This is a genomic window from Gramella sp. AN32, assembly GCF_023718305.1.
Classification (GTDB): Bacteria; Bacteroidota; Bacteroidia; order Flavobacteriales; family Flavobacteriaceae; genus Christiangramia; species Christiangramia antarctica.
The window spans coordinates 1-7,101 of sequence record NZ_QEYO01000032.1; the positions used below are offsets into that span (position 1 = coordinate 1).

Below are 7,101 nucleotides of genomic sequence, written 5' to 3' on the forward strand. Positions count from 1 at the left end.
CCAAATCGCTGAATAGCAACCCCACAATTTAGACCAATCCCCATAGTAGACAATCGGTAAACAACCGGTTCAGTCAACACTGCGTTCATGTTGGGCCGTACCGGCCACACGAACGCTTAGTTATTGGCAACAGTATTTTTGTCCGAAAGATTAAAGTATATTATTCAAATCTTGTCTCCCGATAATTGCCATTATCTCAACAATATTATTATTTATTTTATAGAAGATACTGTCAGAACCGCATACACAACGTCTGTATCCATCTTTTATAAAATCAACCGATTCAAAGGAATACGGTCTTTGAGCAATAATGTCAAAATACTCAAAAAATGAATCAAAGTATTTGTCCGCTTGAGCATTTCCAAACTTTCTGACTCCGTAATGATGAATTCGTATCAAGTCATCTTTAGCCTCATTACTTAATCTATAATCAGCCATTAAGTCGAGACTTTGATTGTGCTAGGATTTGCTCTTTACTATCACTAGTAAACCCACTTTCTTCAGCTTTTTCTAGTTTGGTTTTAATCCAGTCAATTTGAACTTGTTGACTTCTAGCTTGTCTGATTAAGTCATTAACAAGTTCACTTTTGCTAGAGTACTCTTTTTTGTCCACTTGGTTTTTCAACCAATCATCATTTGGCTTTGTGAATGAAATACTTTGTCGTGTCATAATATGATATTTGATGTAAATTTACACCAAATATGTATCAGTTGCAAATTTTTTATATTGTTGCCAACGGTCTTGTTTAACGCAAGTGGCGTGGAGTAAGGACGCGAACTTGTCGGCTTTGTTGTATTTTACTTGATCCCTAAAATAACACTTTTCACCAGAATGCCCGCTATTTGCTGTTAAACGATGTTGCTGCGCGTTTTTTTTAGAATCAGCTTCTATTTTAGTTCTGTTATTTCGTGAAACCCTTTATCGTTCATTCCAATTCTTTTTAAACCAACAGAGTGACCAAAAAATTTAATTGATACAATAGCAGACTTATTTTCATCTGGTTTTGACCAAGATAAATTATTTTCAAGAATCTCTTTTAGGTTTAATTTATCTGTTTCAATATTTGTTTCATTTTGTAAACTAAGAACGCAAGATTCACCATTTTTATAAACTAAAATTTGGAAAGAAAGTACACCTCTAATCTTCTCAACTACTTCTTTATCAAATTTTGTCGAAAGTATATTGATTATATCTTCCTTTGGTGTAACTGTGATATTATCCTTCTCCACTACAAAATGTGAAGTTTCACATCCTTCAAATTTTTCCTCAAATAAATTTTGACTTGATAAGTTGAAAGGAATAATGAATAATAATATTAAAAATGTCAAATATAAATTATCAGTTTTCGAAATAATAAAGTTTTCTATCACTATCATTTATTTTATGGCGTTTTAAATTTTTTCGTAAGGAATAATATTAAACCAACTGTGAATATAATTGTTCCAATTAAAAATCCGTCAAACAAATCTGGCCAAAGCATTATTTTGGAAACAAACTCGAATATTATCAATATTAATCCGAGAAATATTAGAAATTTTGAGATTTTCATTTTCCTGTATTTTAGTCAGTCAGATTATCTTCTTTACTGAATTATGTAAAAATGCGCTGCAACGGTTTCGCTTATCGCAAGTGTGCGGAATTTAGCACACGGAGTTGTCGGTTTATTGTTTTGTTATTTGGAGTTCTAAGTTATCGATTTTGTTTGGATACCGCATATTTGCGATGAAGCAGTGTTGTGGCTAGTTTTTTTGTGTTCATTTCTAATATTGAACCCTACATGGAAAATGCTAGGTTTTATTCTTTTATTTCCTTTCTAATCAAAATTAAAGTACTTTCTAGATCTCGCATTAGTGGAACATAATGTGCTTGTTCTGTGGCATAACCAGTGAAAATAAACATGAGTACATTATTTTCAAATTCTGTAGAATTTAGTAATTGTAAATTACTAATCTCATTTTCAGCTTTGGGCAATCCAATTTGATCATACATTCCTGTTTGTTCAAAAATAGTCCGAAGACTGGTTTTATCCGTCCTAAACATATCCAAAACCTTTTCTCTTTGTACACTTAATTCTTTTTCTTGTCTTGAAATATCTTCCATGGTCGATAACCAATTGGTTAGTTTTTTTCTTAATTCATCGTTCGAGAGAGTTTTAAGATTACCGGAATTAATCATTTCATTTAAGAGTGAATTATTAGGGTTGAAGCTGATATCATTAGAGAAGGTATTGTATAAGAGATTTGAAAACGCTGCTTCTGAAAGGTTGTCATCATTATAAGTTATATATTCCAGGATCTTTTTTGAACCTTCACAATTTCTCTTGTTTATTGAGATTAGTTCTTGCAATTTTAATCTACTAGTTTTGAATTCTTGCTCTAAACCAGTTAAATATGTTTGTTCATTATTACTTTTTATTCGGTTTTGATTTGCGTTGTTGATAGCAAGGGCTATTAATATTCCAATAACTACAAGAATGATCTCTCCCAGTGCATAAAATAAGTATTTGGTAAACTTATTCTCTGATAGTAAATTCAGCCTGATCTTTCTGAAAAATTTAATCATTTCTTCCTGATTTCCTTAAAACCTTTGCCTCCCTTTACTATAAGCCATATTGCAAATGACATTTCCCCGATTACACTTGGGATAGCCACTAAGATTAAAAAAACAGAACTATAGTCTTCATAATTTGAAATTAAAAAACGTGCAGTAGTATCCGTAATATACATAACTCCAGCAATCAAAAGGAAAATAGCAATGAATGTAGGTTTCTTTATTATGATACTCAGGAGAACTAAGTGTATTCCAAAAAAGAATAGACCAATAAGCCAAATTGTATTGAAAATATCTACTTGATTTAGGATTTCTATTTCTATGGTAGAATTTAAAGCTAATGGCAGCGCGAATATGGCTACACCCATGATAGCAGCATGCATCATTCTGAAAAATATACTTAAAACAATTAAATCATGTGTTTTATACAGTTTGAAAAGAGCCCATGCAACCACCACATCGAAAACAACAGTAATTAAAAATGCAACTATTCCGAATCTAACGATTAAATGATTAGTCTGAATGGTCTCTATTGGTGATTTGATTATCGCTTCAAGTACAAAAAAGTTAGCGAAGATAGCTGCAAAGAATATTATCCAATAGCTTATGCCGGCAGTTATTGATAAGCTTCTTGAATTCACTTTAATAATTTATTTTATATTAATTACTATGTTTTGCAACTAGAACGAACATGAAATGTCTTCTATACCAGTATTTTAGAAACCAAAAATAATAATTTTTATGAAATTATCAGCTAGCGTTTCTCACTAACAATTTTTACAATACGGTCATACATTATTTCAGATAAACTCCAATTATATCCTTCGAAATTGACCGTGTTTGTAAACTGAATAATTACCGCATCAATATCCTGATGATATTTTGCAATAGTCTGATAACCCGGAATTAAACCCGTATGTTCATATCTGTAAATAGAAGAATAGATTTCCCGCTCTACTTTTGTTTCGAATGCGGAGCCATCATTTAAGGCTCGAATAAATTTGCCCAGGTCGTCGGCTGTTGCCAACATAGAACCAACGTTTTCTGATTTTAAATCCTTATCGTAACCAACATAGTATCCGCTCATCACATCATCTATGTTTACATCTTCAATAGAACCAAAAGTATGCTTTAAATTTAATGGGTTTAATATTTCTTCTTGAATGTATTGAAAGCTACTATATCCAAGAACTCGGTTTATTATTCTTCCAATTAATAAGTAGTTGGTGTTAGAATATTCATAATCTTCATCGGGTTTGAAGTTGGCTGGTTTATCCAAAACCAAAGCCAGATTTTCATCTGCCGTTTCTTTGGGGTTTGCCCAGTACATATATGTGTCCGTATAGTTTGGAATGCCACTTCTGTGTTTAACCAACATACGCAAAGTGATTTTATCTGCATATTCTATTCTGTTCTTCAATTCGGGTAAATAATCTGGAAGTGTTTTGTCTAATGATAATTTTCCATTGGAAACAAGTTTGGTAACAGCTAAGGCATTATATAATTTGCTTACACTGGCAATTTTAAATAATGCATTGGGATCAGCTGGAATTTTTTTTTCTCTATTTTTATAGCCCGAGGTATATAATTCTGTTTGGCTCCCTTTTTTATTAATACAAACAATTATACCATCAAATCCATAATCTTCCGCTCTGTTTACTTGTTCTTGAACTGAATTCGGTAACGGAGCTATCCAGGCTTTTACTATAGGCCAAGGCACAAAGTATAATGATACGATTGTTCCAACAAACAATATTACTCTAAGTATCAAGGTCCTAGTTTTTTTTGCCATATTATTTCAGCTCTGGTTAAAAATTAGCCACAACGGTCTTGGTTAAGGCAAGTGGCGTGGAGTAGGGACACGTTCTTGTCGGCTTAGTTGATTTTTACTTGATGACTAAAATAGTACTTTTCACCAGAATGCCCGCTATTTGCGCTTAACCGATGTTGTTATGCGTTTTTATTCGCAAATCTTGGTTTTTAAGTTCTTCAGTCCTTTTTCATATTTTTTAGAGATATAAATCTTATCATATTTTTCGTTTGTCTGAGAAGTTCCCGAAATATTTATATGTCTTTGTTTCAGAACTTTTTCTAAACTATCGATATTCTTGGTGCATAGAGTCAGATCCTTTTTTTGTTCGAAATCTGAATTACCTTTTCCAGAATAATATTCAAATTCATTTCTGAATGTTTCTAAGTATTCTTTATTACTATTCGTTAACCAACTCGACTGTAACACTTTATTTATTCTATTAACAGCTTTATCTTTTTCTCCTGCCAAAGTTTCTAACATTAAAAAACCAATTAAGGGCATTAAATCTGTTTCTTCTTTAACTTTTATAGGATCTGTTAATTTATATGCTTTTTTATAATTCAATTGTGCCTTTTGCAACTTTCCTGCCTTCTCAAAAATATATCCTTTGGTTTGAAAGTAGTACGGTGTTTCTTTATTTGATTCTGGTAAACTTTCTAGAGTTTCATGTGCTCTATCAAACTCTTTTCGTTGAATAAAAATCCCTATTAAAGCGTAGTTATAATCTATATTTTCTGGATCAAGTTTTGAAGCCTTGGAATAGAATTTTTCTGCTTTGGAAATTTCTCCGTTCATCAAAAATTCTGATGCTGCATTATTTAATTCTAAGGCATTTTGTTGATCCTCTTTTGAAGCTGAATTATCGTTACAGCTACTCAGAATTATTAGAAAAAATATAAAATTTAATGTTCTTCTCATTTTATAAAAATGCATTACAACGGTCTTGGTTAAGGCAAGTAGCGTGGAGTAGGCCCTATGTTTGTATAAAGGATAAAAGCATAAGTTTCAGATAGTTATTTTAATATAGTAATATCTAGTCACTTAATTACTTTTAAAATCCAAAACTTATGCAGACACAAAGTACACAATTCGACTTCACCGGCCAAAACATTTATGTGGGCATCGACACCCACCTTAAGAGCTGGAACGTAACGGTAATGATGGATCCTTATTACCAGAAAACCTTTTCACAGAATGCCAATGCCAGGACACTTTTGAACCACCTAGAGGACCATTATCCCGGAGGCAATTACTTCAGTGCCTATGAAGCGGGCTTTGCTGGTTTTATGCCCCATTACCGGTTAATGGAACTGGGTATCCAATCAATTGTGGTGAACCCTGCAGATGTCCCGACGACCGGAAAAGAGAAGGTGCAGAAGAATGATTCGAGGGACAGTCAAAAAATCGCCCGTTCCCTAAAGAACGGTGAACTGACACCAATTTATGTTCCCTCGCTCGAGACCCTGGCGGACAGAAGCCTTGTTCGTTTGAGAAAAACCGTGGCCAGGGACCTTGCAAAGACCAAGGTACAGATCAAATCCTTCCTTCATTGCAATGGGATCGATATCCCTGAAGGCCTGAGCAACGAAAACTGGACCAGAAACTTCATCAAATGGCTTACGGAAATAGAGATCGGCGCCTTCCGGGACACCCTTGACGGTCATTTGGGCAAGTACCACTATGTTTATGCGCAAAAGCTTGGGATAAACCGAAAAGTCAAGACACTTTCTGCCACTCCCCGGTATAAGGAAAATATGGAACTCCTGCAGTCCATACCGGGAGTAGGCTATATCACCGCCATAACTTTCCTCACAGAGATAGAAAACATAAAAAGGTTCAAAAGCCTTGACAGGCTATGTGGTTTTATAGGACTGGTACCGTCCACGAATTCCTCGGGAGAAAACGAAAGGATCGGAGAGATCACCCCTAGGGGCCACCGTATCCTCAGGGATATACTGATAGAAGCCTCCTGGAAAGCCATTGGAAAAGATCCGGCCCTGGGGACAACCTATTCGAGACTTGGCCATAGAATGAAACCCAACAAAGCGATCATACGCATCACCAAAAAAATATTGAGCAGGATGAGATTCGTCCTGAACAACAGGACCAGATATGAACTGGGATATAAATAACATTAAAATTGTAATCTATAAAACAGCCATCCTCAAGTGTGACCGTTTGCGCGTCCCTGCAGCGGTAACGACTGTCATTTAGTAGACTACGGCACACTTAACTATATAAACTGAACAAGACGATGCAGCTCATTAGAGTCTGTTAATAGAAGGCTGTTTTATATTATTACGATTACTGATTATGATAAAGCTAAAAGACGTGGAGTTTTCTTAGCCATGGAGGACAATGAATAATTTTAAAAGGTCCCCTTTCAGAGAAAGGGACCTTGCATTCACCGTCGAAAGCCCTATTGCTGTTGAGTTGCTCTCCAGCAGTGCTCAGTTCCCCTTCAGGCTAACATGTTAAATATATGAAAAAAGTTGTCTGAAACTTGGAATACAACATAGAAGGGACGCGTTCTTGTCGGCTTAGTTGTTTTTTACTTGATGTCTAAAATAACACTTTTCACCTAATTGCCCGCTATTTGCGCTTAACCGATGTTGAACTAAACCTAAAGGTAGCTTCAAGCAATCATTAGATCACTATTCACTACCTTTAAGTAGGTATTAACATAAGATTGAAAGTTATGAAAAAAAAGTAGTACCCTCATTGAGAGGGCCTGTAT

General features: G+C 34.5%; 8 protein-coding genes. 1 reads left to right on the plus strand and 7 read right to left on the minus strand.

From position 1 onward, the window contains the following. Positions 1-150: 150 nt before the first annotated feature. The 7 genes from DHD80_RS19520 to DHD80_RS19550 all read right to left on the minus strand — a co-directional run bounded on the left by DHD80_RS19520 (position 151) and on the right by DHD80_RS19550 (position 5,282). The gene (locus tag DHD80_RS19520) at positions 151-438 is read right to left on the minus strand and encodes a type II toxin-antitoxin system RelE/ParE family toxin (protein ID WP_251743153.1); all 288 of its coding nucleotides are present in this window, start codon (positions 436-438) and stop codon (positions 151-153) included. After that, a complete protein-coding gene (locus tag DHD80_RS19525) occupies positions 431-670 on the minus strand; it encodes a CopG family transcriptional regulator (protein WP_251743154.1) in 240 nt (79 codons plus the stop codon). The genes DHD80_RS19520 and DHD80_RS19525 overlap by 8 nt, the downstream gene beginning before the upstream one ends. A gap of 218 nt (positions 671-888) precedes the next feature. Continuing rightward, positions 889-1,377 (minus strand): hypothetical protein, encoded by a 489-nt coding sequence (locus DHD80_RS19530; RefSeq protein ID WP_251743155.1) that lies wholly within the window; start codon positions 1,375-1,377, stop codon positions 889-891. Positions 1,378-1,795: 418 nt separating this feature from the next. Then, positions 1,796-2,563 (minus strand): DUF6090 family protein, encoded by a 768-nt coding sequence (locus DHD80_RS19535; protein WP_251743156.1) that lies wholly within the window; start codon positions 2,561-2,563, stop codon positions 1,796-1,798. Then, positions 2,560-3,192 carry a DUF4386 domain-containing protein gene (locus DHD80_RS19540; RefSeq protein ID WP_251743157.1) on the minus strand — a complete coding sequence of 211 codons (633 nt, stop codon included), beginning with the start codon at positions 3,190-3,192 and terminating at the stop codon, positions 2,560-2,562. The genes DHD80_RS19535 and DHD80_RS19540 overlap by 4 nt, the downstream gene beginning before the upstream one ends. Before the next feature lie 113 nt (positions 3,193-3,305). Continuing rightward, positions 3,306-4,343 (minus strand): serine hydrolase domain-containing protein, encoded by a 1,038-nt coding sequence (locus DHD80_RS19545; protein WP_251743158.1) that lies wholly within the window; start codon positions 4,341-4,343, stop codon positions 3,306-3,308. 168 nt (positions 4,344-4,511) lie between these two features. Continuing rightward, complete coding sequence (locus DHD80_RS19550; protein WP_251743159.1) at positions 4,512-5,282, minus strand: tetratricopeptide repeat protein; 771 nt, start codon at positions 5,280-5,282, stop codon at positions 4,512-4,514. Between the two features lie 149 nt (positions 5,283-5,431). On the opposite strand from DHD80_RS19550, the gene DHD80_RS19555 reads away from it, so the two are divergent. Beyond that, positions 5,432-6,496, plus strand: a complete 1,065-nt coding sequence (locus DHD80_RS19555; protein WP_251743160.1) for an IS110 family transposase — start codon at positions 5,432-5,434, stop codon at positions 6,494-6,496. Positions 6,497-7,101: the final 605 nt, after the last annotated feature.

Bases quoted from the DNA above. Each gene is read 5' to 3' on its own strand.
- DHD80_RS19555 (WP_251743160.1), top strand. From the start codon at position 5,432: ATGCAGACACAAAGTACACAATTCGACTTCACCGGCCAAAACATTTAT.
- DHD80_RS19550 (WP_251743159.1), bottom strand. From the start codon at position 5,282: ATGAGAAGAACATTAAATTTTATATTTTTTCTAATAATTCTGAGTAGC.
- DHD80_RS19525 (WP_251743154.1), bottom strand. From the start codon at position 670: ATGACACGACAAAGTATTTCATTCACAAAGCCAAATGATGATTGGTTG.
- DHD80_RS19530 (WP_251743155.1), bottom strand. From the start codon at position 1,377: ATGATAGTGATAGAAAACTTTATTATTTCGAAAACTGATAATTTATAT.
- DHD80_RS19535 (WP_251743156.1), bottom strand. From the start codon at position 2,563: ATGATTAAATTTTTCAGAAAGATCAGGCTGAATTTACTATCAGAGAAT.
- DHD80_RS19520 (WP_251743153.1), bottom strand. From the start codon at position 438: ATGGCTGATTATAGATTAAGTAATGAGGCTAAAGATGACTTGATACGA.
- DHD80_RS19545 (WP_251743158.1), bottom strand. From the start codon at position 4,343: ATGGCAAAAAAAACTAGGACCTTGATACTTAGAGTAATATTGTTTGTT.